The organism is Lactococcus sp. S47, from assembly GCF_016517475.1.
GTDB lineage: Bacteria > Bacillota > Bacilli > Lactobacillales > Streptococcaceae > Lactococcus > Lactococcus lactis.
In genome coordinates this window covers 212,671-233,468 of the sequence record NZ_JACVUB010000001.1, presented here as the reverse complement: position 1 = coordinate 233,468, position 20,798 = coordinate 212,671, and the positions used below count along the sequence as shown (strand labels likewise).

At 35.8% G+C, this 20,798-nt stretch carries 15 protein-coding genes; 3 read left to right on the top strand and 12 right to left on the bottom strand.

Going from position 1 to position 20,798, the window contains the following annotated elements; all coding sequences use genetic code 11:
- Positions 1–13: 13 nt before the first annotated feature.
- A complete protein-coding gene (locus IAE52_RS01100; RefSeq protein ID WP_058206792.1) occupies positions 14–481 on the bottom strand; it encodes an 8-oxo-dGTP diphosphatase in 468 nt (155 codons plus the stop codon).
- A 19-nt stretch (positions 482–500) separates the two neighbouring features.
- Positions 501–2,777 carry a DNA helicase PcrA gene (gene pcrA, locus IAE52_RS01095; RefSeq protein WP_003132060.1) on the bottom strand — a complete coding sequence of 759 codons (2,277 nt, stop codon included), beginning with the start codon at positions 2,775–2,777 and terminating at the stop codon, positions 501–503.
- Positions 2,778–2,933: 156 nt separating this feature from the next.
- Between pcrA and IAE52_RS01090 the strand changes: the two genes are divergently transcribed.
- Positions 2,934–3,710, top strand: coding sequence for a rhomboid-like protein (locus IAE52_RS01090; RefSeq protein ID WP_109990852.1), 777 nt, complete (start codon positions 2,934–2,936; stop codon positions 3,708–3,710).
- Here the strand turns inward: IAE52_RS01090 and IAE52_RS01085 are convergent.
- The 10 genes from IAE52_RS01085 to IAE52_RS01040 all read right to left on the bottom strand — a co-directional run bounded on the left by IAE52_RS01085 (position 3,655) and on the right by IAE52_RS01040 (position 18,513).
- Positions 3,655–4,284, bottom strand: a complete 630-nt coding sequence (locus IAE52_RS01085) for a DUF998 domain-containing protein (RefSeq protein ID WP_033899454.1) — start codon at positions 4,282–4,284, stop codon at positions 3,655–3,657. The genes IAE52_RS01090 and IAE52_RS01085 overlap by 56 nt on opposite strands.
- The gene (locus IAE52_RS01080; RefSeq protein ID WP_058223047.1) at positions 4,271–7,036 is read right to left on the bottom strand and encodes a phosphatidylglycerol lysyltransferase domain-containing protein; all 2,766 of its coding nucleotides are present in this window, start codon (positions 7,034–7,036) and stop codon (positions 4,271–4,273) included. Before IAE52_RS01080 ends, IAE52_RS01085 begins: the two co-directional genes overlap by 14 nt.
- A 121-nt stretch (positions 7,037–7,157) precedes the next feature.
- Complete coding sequence (locus IAE52_RS01075) at positions 7,158–8,402, bottom strand: XcbB/CpsF family capsular polysaccharide biosynthesis protein (protein WP_058219982.1); 1,245 nt, start codon at positions 8,400–8,402, stop codon at positions 7,158–7,160.
- 226 nt (positions 8,403–8,628) lie between these two features.
- Positions 8,629–9,375 (bottom strand): class A sortase, encoded by a 747-nt coding sequence (locus IAE52_RS01070; protein ID WP_012897725.1) that lies wholly within the window; start codon positions 9,373–9,375, stop codon positions 8,629–8,631.
- Between the two features lie 117 nt (positions 9,376–9,492).
- Positions 9,493–10,578 (bottom strand): FAD:protein FMN transferase, encoded by a 1,086-nt coding sequence (locus IAE52_RS01065; RefSeq protein ID WP_109990851.1) that lies wholly within the window; start codon positions 10,576–10,578, stop codon positions 9,493–9,495.
- A gap of 83 nt (positions 10,579–10,661) precedes the next feature.
- The gene (gene gyrA / locus IAE52_RS01060) at positions 10,662–13,151 is read right to left on the bottom strand and encodes a DNA gyrase subunit A (protein ID WP_109990850.1); all 2,490 of its coding nucleotides are present in this window, start codon (positions 13,149–13,151) and stop codon (positions 10,662–10,664) included.
- 246 nt (positions 13,152–13,397) lie between these two features.
- Complete coding sequence (locus IAE52_RS01055; RefSeq protein WP_058217467.1) at positions 13,398–14,864, bottom strand: APC family permease; 1,467 nt, start codon at positions 14,862–14,864, stop codon at positions 13,398–13,400.
- A 172-nt stretch (positions 14,865–15,036) separates the two neighbouring features.
- A complete protein-coding gene (locus IAE52_RS01050) occupies positions 15,037–15,672 on the bottom strand; it encodes an SDR family oxidoreductase (protein WP_109990849.1) in 636 nt (211 codons plus the stop codon).
- Positions 15,673–15,738: 66 nt separating this feature from the next.
- Positions 15,739–17,562, bottom strand: coding sequence for a translation elongation factor 4 (gene lepA, locus IAE52_RS01045; RefSeq protein ID WP_033899449.1), 1,824 nt, complete (start codon positions 17,560–17,562; stop codon positions 15,739–15,741).
- Between the two features lie 285 nt (positions 17,563–17,847).
- Positions 17,848–18,513 (bottom strand): acetolactate decarboxylase, encoded by a 666-nt coding sequence (locus IAE52_RS01040; RefSeq protein ID WP_021722505.1) that lies wholly within the window; start codon positions 18,511–18,513, stop codon positions 17,848–17,850.
- A gap of 109 nt (positions 18,514–18,622) precedes the next feature.
- Here IAE52_RS01040 and murT point away from each other — a divergent pair, with 109 nt between their 5' ends.
- Together murT and gatD are read left to right on the top strand one after the other, a co-directional pair.
- Positions 18,623–19,972, top strand: a complete 1,350-nt coding sequence (murT, locus tag IAE52_RS01035; protein WP_109991415.1) for a lipid II isoglutaminyl synthase subunit MurT — start codon at positions 18,623–18,625, stop codon at positions 19,970–19,972.
- Positions 19,973–20,758: a lipid II isoglutaminyl synthase subunit GatD gene (gene gatD, locus IAE52_RS01030; RefSeq protein WP_021722506.1), complete on the top strand. Its 786-nt coding sequence runs from the start codon at positions 19,973–19,975 to the stop codon at positions 20,756–20,758.
- Positions 20,759–20,798: the final 40 nt, after the last annotated feature.

Genomic DNA, 20,798 nt, shown 5'->3' with positions numbered 1-20,798 from the left:
TTATTATGCAAAATCAATAAAATTTCTTTTCCCAATGCTCTCCATCAATCTCATAAACAAATTCTGAGTAAGTTGAGTGAAGCATCATGTCTGCCATTTCAAGAAAGCTACTTGCAAGATTCAAATTCGCTAATTGATTAATATCTTGCCAGAAAACTTTTCCTTCATCTGTTTCATTAATTAATTGACCAGAGAATTCTGTTGTTGAATAAAGAAAAACCATATATCTTCTGTTCTTCTCAGGTTCAAACCAATCCTTAACTCCACAAAGTTTTAAATTTATGATATCAAGTCCAGTTTCTTCTTTAATCTCTCTTATTGTTGACGGAACAAGAGCCTCACCTTTTTCCAGATGTCCTCCGGGAAAAGCAATTCCAGTCCATGATTTTTTACGCTCTTGAACAAGAACTTTATGATTTTTTTCGTCAATAATGGCACACATATTTGTCAATTCGACTTGTTCTAACTCATGATAAGTCATTATTTTTTCACTACTTTTTCTATTTTTTCTCAATTGGAGCCATTGCTGCTAATAAACGTTTCATTCCGACTTCTGGGAAATTAATCTTGAGTTCCATATTTTTACCAGAACCAGAAATCCCTAATACCATACCTTCGCCCCATTTACGGTGAATCGCTGTATCGCCAATTTGCCAATCTTCTGTTTCAGAATTATTAATCGTCGCTTGAGCTGCAGTTGGATTAATGACTGCTTTTCTTTGATGAAGCGCATCTGACATCGATATCCCACTGGCAAAACCACCAGATTTATAAGAAGCATTGAAGCTTGAATTTGCTTTACGAGCAATACCAGCATATTCTAGTAATTCATCATCAATTTCCGAAATAAAACGGCTGGGACGATTATAATTCGTTTTACCATAAAGCACACGTTGATTGGCATTCATTAAGTAGAGCGTTTCTTCTGCCCGTGTAATTCCAACATAAGCCAAACGACGTTCTTCTTCCAACTCATCAATATCTTCATTTACCCGTGATAAAGGAAAAATGTTTTCTTCCATTCCAATTAAGAAAACAATTGGAAATTCCAAACCTTTTGCCGCATGCAGGGTCATCATTGTTACTTGGTCAGATTCTTCCTCATAAGCATCGGTTTCAGAAAGCAAACTAACTTCGTTAAGGAAACGGCTCAACTTATCTAAGCCAGTTTCAACAATTGGCTCTCCCGTTTCTTCATCTAGAGGAATTTCTGATTTTTCATCAAACCCTTTAGTTACTGACAAGAATTCTTCAATATTTTCAATTCGTGCTTGATTTTCGATACTTGGCATCATTTGCAAAGCTTTGACATAGCCAGTACGCTCTAACATTTCTTCAACTAATTCTGTGATTGTTGAACTTTCACTATGGGTTCTCAACAAATCAAAGGCCATTGCCAAATTGTAAATCTCACCAGCCGCTTTTCCACGAATATCGGATAACATAATATCAAAACTTGAATCTGCTAAAGAAAGTCCACGACTGTCAGCAAAACGACGTAATTTTTCTAATGCCCCCGGACCGACTCCTCGTTTAGGTTCATTAACAATTCGTTCAAAACTCATATTATCTGCTGGATTTGCTACTACATTTAAGTAAGCAATAACATCACGAATTTCCTTACGTGAGTAGAATTTAGTTCCCGCAACCATTGTATAGGGAATATTCGATTTAACAAAAGAATCTTCAATTGTCCGAGACTGAGCATTAGTCCGATAAAGCACAGCATAGTCAGCGTAAGAACGTCCGGAACGAATGCCTGATGTGATAATTTCAGAAACCTTATTTGCTTCTTCTTGTTCATTTCCAGCGCGGAAATAAACAATCTTATCTCCAGCATCATTTTGCGTCCAGAGTTCTTTTGGTCGACGTTTTAAATTATTTTTTATAACATTGTTTGCCGCATCAAGAATTGTTTTTGTTGAGCGGTAATTTTCTTCAAGCAAAACAACTTTAGCTTTTGGATAATCTTTTTCAAAGTCTAAGATATTTTGCATATCTGCTCCGCGCCAACCATAGATTGATTGGTCAGCATCCCCAACGACACAGATATTTTGAAAACGACTGGCTAAAAGTTTAACCAACTGATATTGTGCATGGTTGGTATCTTGATACTCATCAACATGAATATATTGAAATTTTCCTTGATAGTAAGAAAGGACATCTGGGTTTTCATCAAAAAGGCGCAACGTCTGCATGATTAAATCGTCAAAATCCATTGATTCTGCTTTTCGTAATTCTTTTTGGTAAATCTTATAAACACGCGCAACAACCATTTCATATGGATGTCTAGCGCTTGTTTGAGCTTCATAAGCTGATTCATCTAATAAATCATTTTTAGCATTTGAAATCGCATTTAAAAGCCCTTTGGGTTCCCATTTTTTAGGATCTAAATTAGCTTCTTTCAAAATTCGTTTCATCAACGATTTTTGGTCCCCTGGATCTATAATTGTAAAATTACGATTATAACCAATATGGTCAGCATCACGTCTCAAAATTCTTACACACATTGAGTGAAAGGTCGCAATTAATGTATCTTGTGCTCTTGGAGTAAGTGATAAAGCACGCTCCCGCATTTCTTTTGCTGCTTTATTTGTAAAGGTAATCGCTAAAATATTCCAAGGATTAACCATTTTTTCATCAATTAAGTAAGCAATTCGATGAGTTAAGACACGAGTCTTACCCGAACCAGCTCCTGCCATAATCAATAAAGGCCCTTCTGTAGTTTGGACCGCTTCTGCTTGTTTTTCGTTCATTCCTTGTAATAGTGGATTCATTTTATTCTCCTAGCTGCAAATCATTATTAATTATATCATAAGTAAATCACTTAATGCGAGCCTCTTATAATCTTCTATTTTTATGGTCTAAGCCTAATAAATATGCTAACCCCTCCATAAGCTTTAATGGTATAATAAAAAGAAAAGGAATAAATTATGATTTTTTTATCAACTGTATTAATTTTATGTTGTACTTGGTATTTTTTAAAATTTTTAGCTCATTTTTCTCGTAAAATTCACGATGAGGTTCGAAAATTATCTGTCTATACTCATTTTCTTTCAAAATGGCTTCAGTCAGCCCCTGCAACATTTACCTATACCGCCATTTTTTGCGCTTTTACGCTAGTTCAAAGAACTGCACCGCAACACTTAATTAACATTCTAACGAACCATTCTTCAACAAGTATAGCCAGAGTTTCTGATAAACCAATCTCTACTTTTTTTGATAGTGCTTTTTGGGTTGCGGATAACGGAGCAGGTCTCCTCATTTATGTTGTCCTTTTTTGGACCGTTATTTCTTGGGCAGAACGAAAATATGGTTCACCAAGAATGATTGTCATCACATTGTCTGGTCATATTTTAGCCAGTCTCACTACTATTTTTCTTGAACTTTGGGCAATAAATAGCGGACGTGCTCCCAGTTCTTTAGCAATGGCAACTGATGTTGGTGTTTCATATATTTTAGTTGCTGGTTGCGCTGCTGCCATTCTTATAATGAGAAAACGAATGTTTTATATTGGACTTATAATTTTAGGACTATTTATCTTACTTCCGTTATTCGTTGAACATAGTATTTGGGATATGGGTCATCTATTTGCGGCTTTTTTTGGCTTTATTTCTGCTAGACTACTCCTTAAATTATCACCTATGCGTACGGTCAGTTCTCCTTACGAACTTCTTTTGAAGTGCCGTTCAGAACTCTCCAACAAATAAAGACTATCCATATACCACCAAGCACACCATTAATCTGCTGACCAAGAGGGCCTACTAACTGAGGAATTGCACCCGCAATGAAAGAAAGCAAAGTTGTAATTACAAAAGCAATGGCCAAAAGGAAAACAAATTTATTTCGATAAACTAAAAGTGAAAAAATCACTCCTGTAAGAATAAATAATAAGGCTAAAACACTTAATCCGTCATGTAAAAAGAGTTCAGGTGCTTTAAGAGGATTAGGAATTCCCTCACTGTGAGCAATATCAGCATAAGGAAAAAGTGTAGCTAAGCCTGTTGCTGCACCAAATCCCGCAATCGAAAGAAAAATTATGAGAAGACGTTTGTCTTCTCTTTCATTTTGTTTAAAAAGTCCCCACGCAAGTATCAAAGAAAAACAAGCGAAAAGAATATCTGTTAAGGTGAATAATTGATGATAAGGTTGATCAAGTGCAGAAAGTCCACTCAAAAGACTTGAGTTAACTACAGTTGGATTTAACCAAAATGCAAGAATCCAAGCATTGTACAATAAGGCAGCACAAATAGCAATAATGATTAAGTAATTACTTTTTTTCATTTTCTGAATCTACTCCTAAATCAGCTGCTTCAGTTGGTAAATAGAACTCTGCCATTGCAAAAGCAGGCAAACCATAACTGAGCGCTCTTTTTAACTCTGGCAAAGCATCTTCATTAGCTTCAGGGTCTGGAAAAACTTCTGATAAATCCATTAGAACTTCATCTTCAAGTAGATTACTAAGAAGGTTCTTTAAGGATTCAATTGATTGATAAGCCCATAAAACTGTTACTTTTGAATTCTGAATAGAAAATACCTTATCATATCCCGCAGCCAATGCCAAATAATCCTGCTTATCTACTTCAACAAATCTGTTTGATAGCAAATCTCTTCTAATTCTTGATAAATATTCTGTCCGTTCAATAAATTTTGTATGGTCTATTTTTTCGATATCTGTCAGTTCTCTTAGTGTTTTAGAAAGCATTTTCCATGAGTTAACCCGTAGACTCAATTCACCTGTTTGCGTGCGCATCAGCGTTCCTTTAACAAGTACTCTATCACCAACGGTCACATCTTTTTTCCATATTGCAAAATTTTCTAAACGATTTTCTAATTCAGCATATTCATTAAGAGTGTCACGTTTTATAACCAATTGAATTTTTGCTTGATTATCTGCCAAATCTGCAAATTGCATTGCGCCTCGGCCACGCAAACTAATTAACTTCCCATGAATGCTATATTCTTTTTCATCAAATTCATCAACTGATTCAAATTTATTTCTAAGGGTTTCTACTGATTCAGTTTCGCTATCGGGAAGACTAAATGGTGGAATGCCATTTTCTCTAAGATCATTTAATTTTTTTAGATAACTGTCATCATGACCAGCTTCATTCAATAATTCCAATCGTTTATTTTCTTCAAGTCGATGAACCTTTTTGATGAAATCTGATTTTTTCCACCAGCGATTTTCTGTTCTAGGGTCATAATCTCGTGAAAAGAAACTTTTAATTTTAGAAAAGATATTCGTCGGAACAAATCCTTCAGCTTGGCCAATTGCAAAAAGAACTGAAGTAAGAGAACCGCCATTATCATAACAAATATAACGAGTTCGCCATTCTGGCAAGTAAATATCATTTGAACGATAAAGTGATTCCAATTGGTACCAACGCGAAAAGAATTTCATTACAGTTCGTGCCGCTTTATCTAAGGCATTGGCTTGCAATGTTTCTCCGTTAATGAAGAATTGCCGTGCTGCTGCAAAGTTTAAACTAATTTCGCTTATCTCTTTTTCTTTAGCTGCTTCTATCAAACTGCTAATCATGAAAGTGACAGCTCCATTCATTGCCTCAGGAGAACGTCTCATCGTATCAAGCGACAGTTTATCTGACCCCACCGGAACAAAGGATAAAATTCCTTGAACTTTTCCAGCAGCATCGGATGCTGTTACAATCATTATTTGTTGGTCTGTTGGATCACCAAATCGACTTGAAGCCATTGAATAACCACGTTCATCACCATTTCGCCATTGTTCTGTTAATTTGGTTAAATCACTAAGTTCTGTAGCAGGAATTTCAGCCTGGCGACGAATCTTGACTTGATAGTTTTCTCTTTTTGCACGACGCATAACTTGTGCAACATCATGCATGGCTGGATTTTCAATAGAAAAGTCACGAACGATAACGACCGCTTCATCCCCGAATACAGTTGCGTTCAGCCCTAATTGAGCGTACATTTTTGCTCCTGCTTCAGAGGAGCCAATAACGCCTGGTGTCCAGCCCTGTGCTCGTGCAAGGTTGAGAAATGCTTCTCCCGCACTTTTCCATGATTTTTCATCTCCGATTGGGTCGCCGCTGGCTAACAAAACATCTCCAAAAAGATGATAAGTGATGGCAGCTTTTTTATTTTTAGAAAAGATAGCTTTCTTATCTCTGCGAGTCGCAAAGTAAGCAAGCGAGTCATTATCTCCATAATCTAGAATTAGCTGACGGATTGCTAGTTCTTGTTTTGCATTTGCCGAAAGTTCTTTTTGAGTAGAGCGCGTGAATATGAGAAATGCGCTGATAAAACCAAGAAGCATTATGACTGAAATCGTAGTACTGACCCAAATATTATTTCCAGAGCTGTACGGGAAAATTTCCTGACCAAAAGGAAGAAGGTAACGGAAATCACTGACAGATTCTCTAAAAACGTAAGCAATTCTTTGAGCTAAGGATACAGAACCATGGAAAGTTAAAAATGAAACGATTACTCCGCCAATAATAGAGCAGACAAATCCTACAGCCGCAATAATTATACCTTTCCACCAAGTGCCATTCACAATTTTTGTTGGGAAGGCATTTCGAGATAAAATCATTAATACAGCTGTCGCAAGAGAAACAACTACTCCCAGAATAACAAATAAAAGTGAGAAGATAGAAAATTGTGACATGTCAAGTGCTTCTTTGGTCACAAGTCCAAAGAAATAGGCCAATAAGAAAATAAGACCAAATGCAACAAAAGCTAATTGGAAATAGATAATTTCTATCCAAAGTGCCAATCTTCTCCGGTGTCGAATTGAGCTTGCTAAAATAAATAGAACAATTGCATTAAAAATACTAAAATCGGTAGGAAGGGCAAAAAGATAGAGGAAACCAGATAATAGTTTTTGAACAGGAGGCATCAACCAGCCGACAATCCCAACTATTAAAGCATAAATTGAGGCAAATTGTAATAAATGCCCGAGAAGTTTTGCAGACTTATCCTGCCATGGTTTTACTCGTTTTAATCTTTGTTTTACCTTATCTTGCTTAACTTTAGCTGATTTTTTATTTTTCATAACTTCCTTCTATCAAATAACTTTTATCCAAAAATAATTAATATATGTCGTTATCATATCATTTTTTCAATAATTTTTCATCCATTTTTATATTTGGAGGATAATCAAAAACCTTGATTATTTACAAGGTTTTTTCATCTATCGTATTCTCTATTGAATCGCATCCATAAAGAAATTCATTAATTTTCATCAAGAGCAGGGGGATATTACGATTTACAAAATCTCCATGCATTTTCCCACCATAGGGCTGATAATCAAATTGTTCATCTGCCAACTTCATACGATAAGTTTTAAGTGCTAACTTCCAAGTTTTTAATTGAATAATAAATGGATAAGTAATCGGAACTTGAGGGCTTGTTATTACTTGTATTTTTTCAGCTGATAAATTTGTTTTTTCCAATAATTGATTGAGCTTATCTACGAATGAAACAGGAATACAATCAAACATTAATTGAACATCAGCAGATTGCAACCAGGGACTACGATCTACGACAGGATCCATTGATACAAGTGCATAATTTCCAAGTAATCCATGGTAAAGTGCACCCATACCCCCGCGGGAAGAACCGGCACATAGTATATTCTCCCTAAGTATCCCTTCTTCTTCGGCTGTTTTTGCGATTAATTCCTGAATATTTTGTTCATAATCTCTAAAATTGGGAGTGTTGAGATAATAAGAACCATTAATTAAATTACTATCGGCAATTCTTAATACCACTGTATTTTTAGCAATAGAGCCTGTAATTCCTTCAAAAGGATTAGGAAAGAAGTTTTCCCGAGCATTCCCGTGATTGTAGCTCAATAGTCCTGGGAACCAAACCAAAAGTTTTTTAGTAAAAAAATCAGGCTGGTTTTGCGAAAGCTCTAAATCATAAAAAACTCCTTTATATTGCTTTAATCCAATTTCTAAATCTTTTCTCTTAACAGCATAAGCCCGACCGGCATAATAACCGTCAATGGTTTTATCTTCTAAAAGAAGCTGACGTAGTTTTTCATTTGCCACTGACCCTGTTTCCATACATGCTGCAACTAAATCATTTTCAATCGGGCAAAGGCTATCAAAATAATCATAACCGATTAAATCAGTAGCAATCAAAGCAACTTGAAAATGTTCCATTCCTGGACGAAGCAAATGACTTTTTTGCATTTTTTCTATCTGACCTTCAAAAATACAAGTGACGTGCCCTTGACTATCTAAAATTAATAGCCGCCCATTTTCAATTTTCCATGTTTGTTCAAAGTCACTATGCATTCCTTTTATCTTACCGTCAGGTTCAAATGACCAGATTCCCCATTTTGTATAGCTTGGCAATTGACAAAAATAAAATATTTTTCCCAGTAAAAAATTATATAATTCTTCATTCATTTTGTTTTTCCCTTTTTGTTTAATTTATGATGACTGTTGCATTTGCTTTTACGATTTGAACTATAATTTTGTAAAATATATCTTCATTCACAATATGTTATTTAAATTACTTTTTTTACTTTATTTTACAATAGAATTATACTCCTATTCTCATTTTTAATCAATTACTTTGAAATAAAAAAAGTCCCGTGAGTTTCACGGAACTTTTTGATTTAGATTTCTTAAATCAGAAATTTTTAATTTGATTATATTTGGTTTCAAATGCATTTTTCATGGTATCAGTTGCTTTATCGTAAGATGTCTTATCTACAAAAGTTCCATGTACAATGATTCGATGAGTTGCCTCAGCATCAGCACAGGTTACTAAAGTGATTTCTTTTTTACCTGGACTATCATTGATTACTTCAACATGTTCTGGCGTCACTACATCAATCTTATCAATTTTATACTGATAAATATTATCTTTATCAGTCACATAAATTGTCATTCCTGCTTTTGCTTTCTCTAACGGAGTGAATAAGATAGATAAGTCAGAAGTAAATCCAGTCATATTATGACCAGCCAAACTATAGTTACCTTCACCCATGACTTCGTCAGCTTTCATTGTTCCCGCTCCATATAAAAGTGAAGTATTTCCAACCCCTTTAAAGATAGGAAGATTGATATTTAATTCGGGAATTGCAATACCACCAATTACAGGTAGAGGTTGACTATTAAACTGGTTGGTAAGGACTGATTGAAAATCTACTGATTTTACCGCAGCAAAATCAAAACTCACATCAGCTTTTTTGTTTTTTTCTATCTTTTCTTGTGAAACATTATGAAGTTGATATTTATTACTATTTGTTGCAATCAACATGTTACGAATTGGCTTATTAAAAATTAAGACTAACCCTACTATAAATAGAAGAACAATAAACGTATTTAACAGCCAGTTATATTTTCCTCTTTTAGTTTTTTTACGCTCTGCCATTTTACCCACCTTGTCTTTTTGTGTACTCTTTTTATTCATTGTATCATGCTTTAAGTTCTGAGTCAAAAGTTTTAATTGTTTTACAAAAAAATCTTGCGTATAGCAAGATTTAAACAATTATTTTAGGTTTGTAATATTACCAACTTCAAATGTTTTTTTATCTGAAAGCTGAAATTTGTCTTTCAGTCCAGGTGTGATATAAACCTTATTATCTTTATCAACAAATACAGCCTCAACGTTTTTCAACTTTTCAACGTATTCGTAACCTTTTTTAGTTCCCATAGCGTATATCATTGTTGACAAACCATCACCATTGGTCTTATCTTTTCCTGAAATTAACAAGGTGATACTGGCAATATCATTCTCAAAAGGATAGCCTGTCTTAGGATTTAAAATATGACTGTATTTATGCCCATCAACTTCTAAATATCTCTCGTAAATTCCTGAAGTATTGACGTGCTCATTAAAAGCTTTAATAATCCCCATTTGAGTCCCAGTTGGATCATTTGGATTCTTAATTCCGATTGTCCACGGACTGTCAGCACCTCTCGGTGAATGACCAATCACATAAATCGAACTAGAACCCAAGTTGACAATCCCTGTGGTAACACCATCTTTTTTGAGTGAATCAACCATTTTCATGGCAACAAACCCTTTGACAATGGAACCCAAGTCCAAACGAGCGCCTTTTTGTGTCAGATAAATTGTTTCATTTTTATCATCAAATTTTATGTCATGATAATTAATTAAAGGCAAAACTTGATCAATTTCTGATTGAGCAGGCTTTCTAGCGTTATCCATTCCAATGTTCCAAAGACTTGTCAGTGAACCAATTGTAATATCATAACCTAAATCTTTAGCTGAATAGTTATAACCAGCTTTAACTAATTCATATACATTTGAATTCACCTTGATAGGTTTAATTCCTGCATTTTGGTTAATCTCATCAATTTGTGAACCTGATTGATTAACGGTTGTTAAATTATTGTATTCAACAGGAAGTTTTAGAGCCTTTTCTACTGCAGCTTCTTTTCCTTTGTCATAAACAGTGACTTTAATGTAAGTTCCCATTGTCGTCACGTCTTTATTAATTGGTGACGTTAATAAATTACGATTATCTTTTTGACTAGATTTTCCATTAGCGCAAGCACTTAAGCTGATTAAACTAAGTGCTGCTAGAACCCAAATTATTATTTTTTTCATTCTCTAATTTTTACTGACAGACCTGTCAGCACCAACTTATTCAGTCAGAAAGTCTGTCAGTAACTGGCAGACTTTCTTTTCAATTATCCTTCGTTATTGTCAGTAGAAATTGTTTCATCAGTAAGTTCTGGCGCATCAACTTCTTCATCTTCAATGACTGGATCTACAAGTGCAAAGGTTACAATTTGTGCTTCATCATCAAGTCGCATTACTTTAACCCCTTGGGCAGCTCGACCAGTTTGAGAAATGTTAGCCACATTTGTACGGATAATAACCCCTGTATCTGTAATAACCATCAAATCTTCGTCACCATTGACAGCAGTTAAACCAGCTAATTTACCAGTTCTTTCTGTGACATTCATGACTTTCATCCCTTTACCACCACGGCCTTTTGTTGGATATTCCGAAGCCTGAGTTCGTTTACCAAGACCATTTTCTGAGATGACAAGAACTTCTTGACTATCATCAATTCGTGAAGTTCCGACAACATAGTCGCCTTCTCTGAGGTTAACCCCTTTAACACCGGCTGCTGCACGTCCCATATCACGAACAACTGCACCTTTAAAGCGAACTGAGTATCCCAAATGAGTTCCGATAATCACCTCATCTTCACCCGAAGTTCTAAGCACATTAATCAGTTCGTCACCATCTCGGAGTTTCAAAGCCTTCAAACCATTTGTCCGAATATTGCTAAATTGACTGGTTGAAGTTCGTTTAACAATTCCATTACGTGTTGTGAAGAAGAGATATTTCGCCGCTTGGTCACGGTCAACATTGATGATTGTTGCAATTTTTTCACCGTCATCAAGCTTAAGGAGATTGACAATTGGCAATCCTTTTGCTGTCCGACCGTATTCAGGAATTTCATATCCTTTCATTCGGTAAACACGTCCAAGATTTGTAAAGAAGAGTAAATGATCATGTGTTGATGTAGATACCAAATGTTGAACAAAGTCATCATCAGACATTCCCATTCCTTGAACACCACGTCCACCACGATTTTGGGCACGGAATTCGTCATTAGCTAGACGTTTGATATATCCTTTATTTGATAAAGTAATCAATACATCTTCTTCCTCAATCAAATCTTCATCTTCAAGAGTAAGAACTTCACCAACTAACAATTCTGTTCGACGTTTGTCAGCAAATTTACGTTTAACTTCTTCTAATTCTTCACGAATAATTTTCTTAACACGTTCAGGTTTTGCCAAAATATCGGCTAAGTCAGCAATCAAAGCGACTAAATCTTGATATTCTGCCTCAATTTTATCACGTTCCAATCCGGTCAAACGACGCAAACGCATATCAAGAATAGCTTGCGATTGTTTTTCAGAGAGGAGGAATTCATCCATCATTGTTTTTTGTGCAATGGCATCCGTTTGTGATTCACGGATAATTGTAATGATACGGTCAATATTGTCAAGAGCGATACGTAAACCTTCCAAGATATGTGCGCGTGCTTCTGCACGTGCTTTATCAAAGGCTGTACGACGTTCAACAACTTCTATTTGATGTTCAATATAATCAACTAAGATTTCTTTCAAAGAAAGAATTTTAGGAATTCCTTTTTCAATCGCCAACATATTGAAACCAAATGAAGTTTGCAAACTTGTTAGTTTGAACAGATTATTTAAGATAACGTGTGCTGATAAGTCACGACGAACTTCGATAACCACGCGAATTCCTTCACGGTTGGATTCATCACGAACCGCAGTCAATCCTTCAATTCGTTTTTCATGGTTTAAACGAACAATATGTTCAACCAAACGCGCTTTATTGACCATATAAGGTAATTCAGTCACAACGATACGTTCTTTTCCACCAGCCATTTCTTCAATGTGGGTTTTTGCACGTAATGTAATTGAACCTTTACCAGTTTCATAAGCACGGCGAATACCAGATTTACCCATAACCAAAGCCCCTGTTGGGAAGTCAGGTCCAGGAATCACAGACATTAAATCAGTAACTGAAGCTTCTGGATTTTCCATGAGCATATCTACTGCATCAATTGTTTCACCCAGATTATGTGGTGGAATGTTTGTTGCCATCCCAACGGCAATCCCTGTGGTTCCATTAACTAAAAGGTTTGGAAAACGAGCAGGTAAAACGAGCGGTTCACGTTCAGTACCATCGAAATTGTCCATGAAATCAACGGTATTTTTGTTGATATCGCGCAACATTTCCATGGCAATTTTACTTAAACGAGCTTCGGTATAGCGCATCGCTGCGGCACCGTCTCCGTCCATTGAACCAAAGTTACCGTGTCCGTCAGCAAGCATATGACGATAAGACCACCATTGAGCCATACGTACCATTGCTTCATAGATTGAACTGTCTCCGTGTGGGTGATATTTACCCATAACTTCACCGACAATACGTGCTGATTTTTTATGTGGTTTATCTGGAGTATTTCCAAGTTCATTCATTCCGTAGAGAATACGACGGTGAACGGGTTTTAAACCATCACGTACATCAGGAAGTGCCCGTGCAACGATAACTGACATTGCATAGTCACGAAATGACGTCTTCATCTCCTCAACTAAATTGACATTGATAACATTTTTGTCTTGCATGTTTGCCTTGTAAAATCTCATTAAAATGAAATTTTACTTTCCTTTCTTGCTTTCGGAAGAGTTTGCCCCAATTGACAAACAGATTATCTATATTATACCAAATTTTGCACGAAAAGTCAGCTTTTCTCATAGATATAGACTAGTTTTTACAATTAATCCTTAGATATTTTTAAGAATACTTATCCTTTTGTTTTATTCTAAAATATACATCAAAAAAACCCTGAAAAAATCAGGGATAATCTGGCTTTATTCCACATTGAGCGAATTTAAATCAAGACCATTTGTTTTGCGTTGTTCACGACGAGCAATGAAAGGCAAAAGCATACCTAGTAAAATTAAAACAATTGGTGTCAAAATATTCGATGCAAGTTGGAACCACCATGCAGATGGATTAGCAGTGTAGTCCAATTTTGGAACCATTCCTAACACGCAGGCGATGAGTGTAAAGAGGAAACACCAAGCACCAGCAATCATGGCTAGACGTTTTTGTTTGATAAATTTATATTCAGATTGAAAATGTTTTACTGCCCGATTTAACATAATGAAGGCAAAGAAGACCCAAAGATAACGCATTGGCATCACAACTGAATTTAAATTAGTCAACCATTTGACCAATTCATTCATATCTCCGATTCCAAGTAATGGTAAAAGAATAATGATACTAACAAGAATCCCTGTTAATGTATAACCATTTTTAAGCGTTCCTTTGTTCGTTTTTTTACGCAACCATGCTGGAACGAATTCTGGGTCAGCATCAGCAAGTAAAATGCGTAACGGCGCATCAATAGAGAAAGCTAAGGCAGCAATTTGTCCTACACCGTTAGTTAAAGCATAAACAATCATTAAAAAGTTTCCGACACCAAAGTGTTGACCTAAAATTTGGAATGCTGCATAAGCACCATTAGCCATCAAGTCATTTGGTAAATTACCGCTTGAGAAAATCATTCCCATGGCAATCGAACCTAAGACGGCACAGATACCAACCATTCCAGCAAGCAAAAACATCCCTCTTGGAAATTCTTTTGCTGGGTTTTTCGTTTGATTAACATAAGGAGAAATTTTTTCAGCACCACCGACAGCGAAAACTAGCATTGAGATAGTTGTAAAATAACTGAAGTCAAATTTAGGGATATAAGTTTTAATATTTCCCATGTCAGGCGTTGCAATATGGAAATCTTTTGCGATAAAAGGTGCTCCAATCGCCATGACAATGAAAAGTAAACTCATAACAAACATTGCTGTTCCCGCAAGCCCACCAATCACTTTAAGAGTATTTAACCCTTTTGTTGACAACCATAAGAAAGCTAAAAAAATTGCTAAGGAAGCCAGAGCAACAGCGGTCATTGACATCTGATTAACCAGATTTCCGTTTCCTTGACCCACCCAACCAAAAGCAATCAAAATCGCTTGTGGTTTTTGAGCCAAATAAGGAATGTGAACTACCCAATAAGTCCATGCGGCATAATAAGCCAAGCGTTTTGTACTGGTATTTTCAACCCATGAACTGACCCCACCTTTACTATCTTTAAAAGTTGAACCCAGTTGACCAACAATAAGTGCATAGGGAATAAAGTACAAAGCCAAAATTAACAGCCATGAGGTAACAACAGTAATTCCTTGTTGGGCAAAGTTATTAACAACATTCCCCATCCCCCAAACCATGTTAAAGGCAATGAATGCGACGGTAAACCATCTAATTTTTTTTGTGTCCATAAAACTCCTTAAATTTTTTTGAATAAATCGCGGACATTGACAATTTATTGTTTAGCGCTTTCTTTTAAGCGTCATTAAAATTATAAAATATTACAGACTCTCCTGTCAATTTTTTACTGTAATCAAAAAAGATACTTAAATTTTTAAGTATCTTTTAAATGTTAAGAAAAGTTTAAAGACTTTCAAGAGCTTCTTTAATCGCCGTTTTTCCATTGTGCATTGAAATGACTTTTCCAATTGAATGATCGGTCATCACTAATTCTTTGATAGTATCTGCCACATCTCCTATTGTGTTACTTGCAGAAACCTCATCATTAATATCAATCAATCCTGTTGCCTCTTCCTCTGTTAATGCTCCAGGTTGAATGATTGTATAATCTAAATTTGTTTCTTTAGTAAGATATAAATCAGCAAAATGTTTAGCAATATAATAATCTTTTAATGCATCAAAGCCGGTACCAATCCATTTTTCTGGTTGAAGAGAAAAAATCGTACTTAGTAAGATAAATCGTTTAACTTCTGCTTTCTCAGCTGCCTGCATGAGTTTGACAGCCCCATATAAGTCAACTTTCAATAAACTTTTTCCACCTGAGCCTGAAACATTAATAATAGCATCCATTCCATGTAATTGTTTGGCCATTTCCTCTGGTCTCCAATCAACATCAAAATGAACCGCTTTTACATTATTATATTGAGGAACTTGCTCAACTTTTCTTGCTCCAGCATAGATTTGATGGTCCGTTGTTGAGAGAGATTTAAGCAAACTTTTACCTACACGTCCGGTACTTCCAACGATAAATATTTTCATTTTCTACCTCTTTTCTACTTCTTTTATTGTAACAAAAAACCACCTTGATGGTGATTTTAAGATGTTTTATTCTTCATCCATTGAGAGTACAGATAAGAAGGCTTCTTGAGGGACTTCTACTGAACCAATGGCTTTCATTCGTTTTTTACCGGCTTTTTGTTTTTCAAGGAGTTTTCGTTTACGGGAAATATCACCACCATAACATTTGGCCAATACGTTTTTACGAAGAGCTTTAATATCTGAACGGGCAACGATTTTATTTCCGATAGTCGCTTGAATTGGCACTTCAAATTGTTGACGTGGAATGAGTTTTTTAAGTTTTTCAACAATGACTTTCCCGCGTTCAAAGGCAAAGTCTTTGTGGACAATGAAACTTAAGGCATCGACTTTTTCAGCATTTAAGAGAATGTCCATTTTCACAAGATTTGATGGACGATAATCAGAAATCTCATAATCAAAGCTGGCATAACCTTTAGTTGATGATTTAAGTTTATCAAAGAAATCAAAGACAATTTCACTCAATGGAATATTATATATGATATTCACCCGATTTGCGTCTAAATAATCCATTGTTAGGAAAATTCCACGTTTCCGTTGAGCTAATTCCATAACCGGACCAACGAAATCATTTGGTACCATGATTTGAGCTTTAACAAATGGTTCTTCGATGTTTTCAATGCGCGTAGGATCTGGGAATTCTGATGGGTTGGCTACTTCAAGGGTTTCACCGTCCGTTGTATTGATATGATAAACAACGGATGGCGCGGTCATGATCAAATCAATACCAAATTCACGTTCTAAACGCTCTTGAATGACATCCATATGCAAAAGACCGAGGAAACCACAACGGAATCCGAAACCAAGCGCTTGCGATGTTTCAGGTTCAAAACGAAGACTAGCATCGTTTAATTGAAGTTTTTCTAGGGCTTCGCGCAAGTCATTGAATTTATTTGATTCAATTGGATAAATCCCCGCAAATACCATTGGATTCATTTCTTTATAACCCTTTAGGGCCTCAGTTGCTGGATTTGATGCGAGGGTCACGGTATCTCCGACACGTGTATCCGCAACGGTTTTAATAGATGCTGCTACATAACCAACATCTCCAGCCATCAAGAAATCACGAGAAACAGCTTTTGGCGTGAAAATACCAACTTCTGTGACATCAAATTCTTTACCGTTACTCATCAATTGAATACGGTCCCCAACTTTAAGCGAGCCGTCAATGACCCGAATTTGAAGGATAACGCCTCGATATGCATCATAAACTGAGTCAAAAATCAAAGCCTTGAGCGGAGCGTCAACTTCACCTTGAGGGGCGGGAACTTTCTCAACAATTTGTTCAAGAATTTCTTCAATACCAATCCCAGCTTTGGCTGAAGCAAGAACGGCTTCAGAGGCGTCTAAACCAATCACATCTTCAATCTCTTGACGAACCATTTCTGGGTCAGCAGCTGGTAAGTCAATTTTATTGATGACGGGTAAAATTTCAAGGTCATTATCCAAAGCAAGATAAACATTTGCAAGTGTTTGGGCTTCGATTCCTTGTGCAGCATCAACAACCAAAATTGCTCCCTCACAGGCAGCAAGGCTTCGTGAAACTTCATAAGTAAAATCGACGTGACCTGGGGTATCAATCAAGTGGAAAATATAAGTTTCCCCATCTTTGGCTTTATAATTTAGCTCAATAGCATTTAATTTAATGGTAATTCCGCGTTCACGTTCAAGATCCATTGAGTCAAGAAGTTGGGCTTGCATTTCTCGTTTTGAGACGGTTTCAGTTTGCTCGAGAATACGGTCAGCAAGTGTTGATTTTCCGTGGTCAATATGGGCAATAATAGAAAAATTACGAATTTTTTCCTTACGGGCGTTCATTTCTTGTAGATTCATTTTGATTCCTTTATATGAGTTCTTATGGACCAACCTGGTTTGAAATTTGCTTTTTGGTCACTAAACTTCCATTTTTCTTTTTTATAACTAAAAATCAGTTAGGACAATTATAGCATATTTTGCAATAAAAAACCGCTCTTATTATGAAGAGAGCGGTTCTGTGAGAGCTATAATTACTTTTATTTTATAGCAAAATATTCTATAAATTACATTTTAATCAAATTACTGACTTCTCAATTGAATAGTAACAAAATTTGAGAAGTCTGTCTTCTATATCAGACAAAATTATTGAAATAAGTGCTGGTCAAAGTTTTCATCATCGTCAGGAAATTCTTGGTCAATTTTGGTTATTTTACCAATTTCAATCTCAAGGTTTTCTGTAATGAAATTTTGGACATGTGCGGTAAAAGTTTTATCATCACTGACAAAATGTAAGTGAAAACCAAGACCAAAAAGGTCAGTCAAATGTTTTGGCGCCCAAACTCCAACCATAGTTCCAGAAATATTTTCTTTTGTAAAATAAGGTTGGTCAGCCATAATTTCGTCATAAGGACGAGTGTTATTGGCTGGTTTGCTACTGACTGTCACTTCTTTGAATTGACCAGTCATAACAATAGTATAAGCGGTATTTGCTGTTGGAAATCGCTTGGTCAGTGCTGACAGAAAATCTTCTGAATTACTGACAGAGCTGTCAGTAAACTTTGCGATTGGCTGATGTTCGACCATTGCCACATAAGGCATTGTCTCATCTTCTTCAACTAATCGGACATGATTTTCTGAGTCCCCGTGATAAGCGATTCCATTGATAATGGTCACTTCTCCATTTGCAGTATCAAGTGTGCCGATACCGACTGATCCGTGTTCTAGTGCTTCTTTGAGGGTAATCGTTCCCTTGTAAAAACCACTAGAAAGTGTCGTAAAAGTATTGTGTTGGAATATTCTGCTATTCATAATGATATTATTTTATCACTTTTTTTTGTTAGTAGTATCAAATATGTTTTATAAATTTTTTTCAAATTTTATAGAGCAAAAAATCCCTGTATTTGGTATAATATTGCTTATGACAATAAAAACTTCATTTGCAAAGTTTGCTGGTAATTCATCGCGCTTTGTCTTGGAAAAATTTTTCAAGCGCGGTTCAACTTTACCAGGAAAAATTGCTTTAAAATTTGATCCTGAAATTCTTAAATCACTGACAAAAAATTATGAAATCATTGTTGTGACTGGGACAAATGGAAAAACATTGACCACAGCACTGACCGTGGGAATTCTAGAAAAGGCTTTTGGACCGGTTGTGACAAATCCAACTGGGGCTAATATGATAACGGGGATTGTATCCACATTTTTGAAAGCTCCCAAAGCGAAAACTGGCGAAAAGAAATTTGCTGTTCTTGAGATTGATGAAGCGAGTTTGCCAAAAATCACTGAATATATCAAACCTTCGTTATTTGTGTTTACTAATATTTTCCGTGACCAAATGGACCGCTATGGCGAGATTTATACAACTTATGACTTTATTGTCAAGGGTGCGGCAAATAGTCCTAAAGGTACGGTTTTGTTAAATGGCGATAGTCCACTTTTCAACTCAAAAAAATTAGTTAATCCTGTAAAATACTATGGTTTCAACCATGAAAGCCATGAACCTACTCATGCTCATTACAATACTGAGGGGATTGTTTGTCCCGTTTGTCATCATATTTTGGCTTACAAGATGAATACCTATGCTAACTTAGGAAATTATATCTGTGAAAATTGTGGCTTTAGTCGTCCAGAATTAGATTATCAACTGACAGAATTATCAGAGATTACAAATACTTCTTCTAAATTTGTCATCGATGGGACAGATTATAAAATTAATGTTGGCGGACTTTATAATATTTATAATGCTCTTGCTGCTGTATCTGTCGCTGAATATTTCAATGTGCCAAAAGAAACAATTGCGGCTGGTTTTGAACTTTCTAAAGCAGTTTTTGGTCGTCAAGAAACGCTTGAAATTGATGGAAAAAAAGTAACCATTGTTTTGATTAAAAATCCAGTAGGTGCTAATCAAGCCCTTGAAATGATGAAATTAGCCAATTATCCTTTCACTTTAGTTAGCCTTTTAAATGCCAATTATGCTGACGGAATTGACACAAGTTGGATTTGGGATGCTAATTTTGAATTAATTAATGATATGGAAATTGACCAAATTATCACAGGTGGTGTTCGTTCATCTGAAATGGCTAGAAGAATGCGTGTGACAGGTTTTAATGCCGAAAATATTTCTGAACGCAAGGAATTTTCAGAAGTTTTAGAGGCAATTAAAGAGAGTCCAAAAGAGCATGTTTATATTTTGGCAACTTACACTGCCATGTTACAAATGCGTGAATTATTGGCTGAGGGTCATTATCTTGGAAAGGAAATGCGTTAAATGGCTTATATCTCTTTAAAATCAAATCTTGAAAATCCAAAGTATTCCCTCAATGTGGCTCATCTTTATGGTGATTTAATGAATACTTATGGTGATAACGGAAATATTCTCATGCTCAAGTATGTCGGAGAAAAATTAGGGGCAGAGATGACCTTCAATATCGTTTCTTTAGGTGATACTTTTGCAAAAGAAGATTATGACCTTGTTTTCTGGGGTGGTGGTCAAGATTATGAGCAAGAAATTATTGCTGACCAATCATTGCTTGACTTGTCAGCACCTTTAAAAGATTACATTGAATCTGAAAAACCACTTCTTGCAATTTGCGGTGGTTATCAAATGCTCGGTCAGTACTATGTTAATTCCGAAGGGACAAAAATTCAAGGAACGGGAATTCTTGGACATTATACTGAAAATTTACGAACTGACCGTTTTATTGGTGATATTGAAACTCACAATGAAGAATTTGGTGAAACTTATTATGGTTTTGAAAACCATTCAGGAATTACCTATCTGTCTGATGACGAAAAGCCACTAGGAACCGTCGTTTACGGTGGTGGAAATAATCCAGATGACCAAACCGAAGGTTTAATTTACAAAAATACTTTTGGAACTTATTTCCATGGGCCAATTCTTTCAAGAAATGCACGACTAGCTTATCGTTTGGTGACTACTGCTCTTTACCAAAAATATGGAGAAGAAATTCAACTCCCTGCTTTTGAAGAGATTTTAGCTGACGAAGATAAAGGCCAACAAATTGGTGACCTCAAACGTAAAGTTGAAAAATAATAAAAAAATTACTGATGAAATTTCTGTCAGTAATTTTTTT

Excerpts from the sequence above, each read along its gene's own strand:
- IAE52_RS01070 (WP_012897725.1), bottom strand. The coding sequence starts at position 9,375 with ATGGCAGAGCGTAAAAAAACTAAAAGAGGAAAATATAACTGGCTGTTA.
- IAE52_RS01080 (WP_058223047.1), bottom strand. The coding sequence starts at position 7,036 with ATGAAAAATAAAAAATCAGCTAAAGTTAAGCAAGATAAGGTAAAACAA.
- IAE52_RS01090 (WP_109990852.1), top strand. The coding sequence starts at position 2,934 with ATGATTTTTTTATCAACTGTATTAATTTTATGTTGTACTTGGTATTTT.
- IAE52_RS01040 (WP_021722505.1), bottom strand. The coding sequence starts at position 18,513 with ATGAATAGCAGAATATTCCAACACAATACTTTTACGACACTTTCTAGT.
- murT (WP_109991415.1), top strand. The coding sequence starts at position 18,623 with ATGACAATAAAAACTTCATTTGCAAAGTTTGCTGGTAATTCATCGCGC.
- IAE52_RS01065 (WP_109990851.1), bottom strand. The coding sequence starts at position 10,578 with ATGAAAAAAATAATAATTTGGGTTCTAGCAGCACTTAGTTTAATCAGC.
- IAE52_RS01050 (WP_109990849.1), bottom strand. The coding sequence starts at position 15,672 with ATGAAAATATTTATCGTTGGAAGTACCGGACGTGTAGGTAAAAGTTTG.
- IAE52_RS01055 (WP_058217467.1), bottom strand. The coding sequence starts at position 14,864 with ATGGACACAAAAAAAATTAGATGGTTTACCGTCGCATTCATTGCCTTT.
- IAE52_RS01085 (WP_033899454.1), bottom strand. The coding sequence starts at position 4,284 with ATGAAAAAAAGTAATTACTTAATCATTATTGCTATTTGTGCTGCCTTA.
- IAE52_RS01100 (WP_058206792.1), bottom strand. The coding sequence starts at position 481 with ATGACTTATCATGAGTTAGAACAAGTCGAATTGACAAATATGTGTGCC.
- pcrA (WP_003132060.1), bottom strand. The coding sequence starts at position 2,777 with ATGAATCCACTATTACAAGGAATGAACGAAAAACAAGCAGAAGCGGTC.
- gyrA (WP_109990850.1), bottom strand. The coding sequence starts at position 13,151 with ATGCAAGACAAAAATGTTATCAATGTCAATTTAGTTGAGGAGATGAAG.
- IAE52_RS01075 (WP_058219982.1), bottom strand. The coding sequence starts at position 8,402 with ATGAATGAAGAATTATATAATTTTTTACTGGGAAAAATATTTTATTTT.
- gatD (WP_021722506.1), top strand. The coding sequence starts at position 19,973 with ATGGCTTATATCTCTTTAAAATCAAATCTTGAAAATCCAAAGTATTCC.
- lepA (WP_033899449.1), bottom strand. The coding sequence starts at position 17,562 with ATGAATCTACAAGAAATGAACGCCCGTAAGGAAAAAATTCGTAATTTT.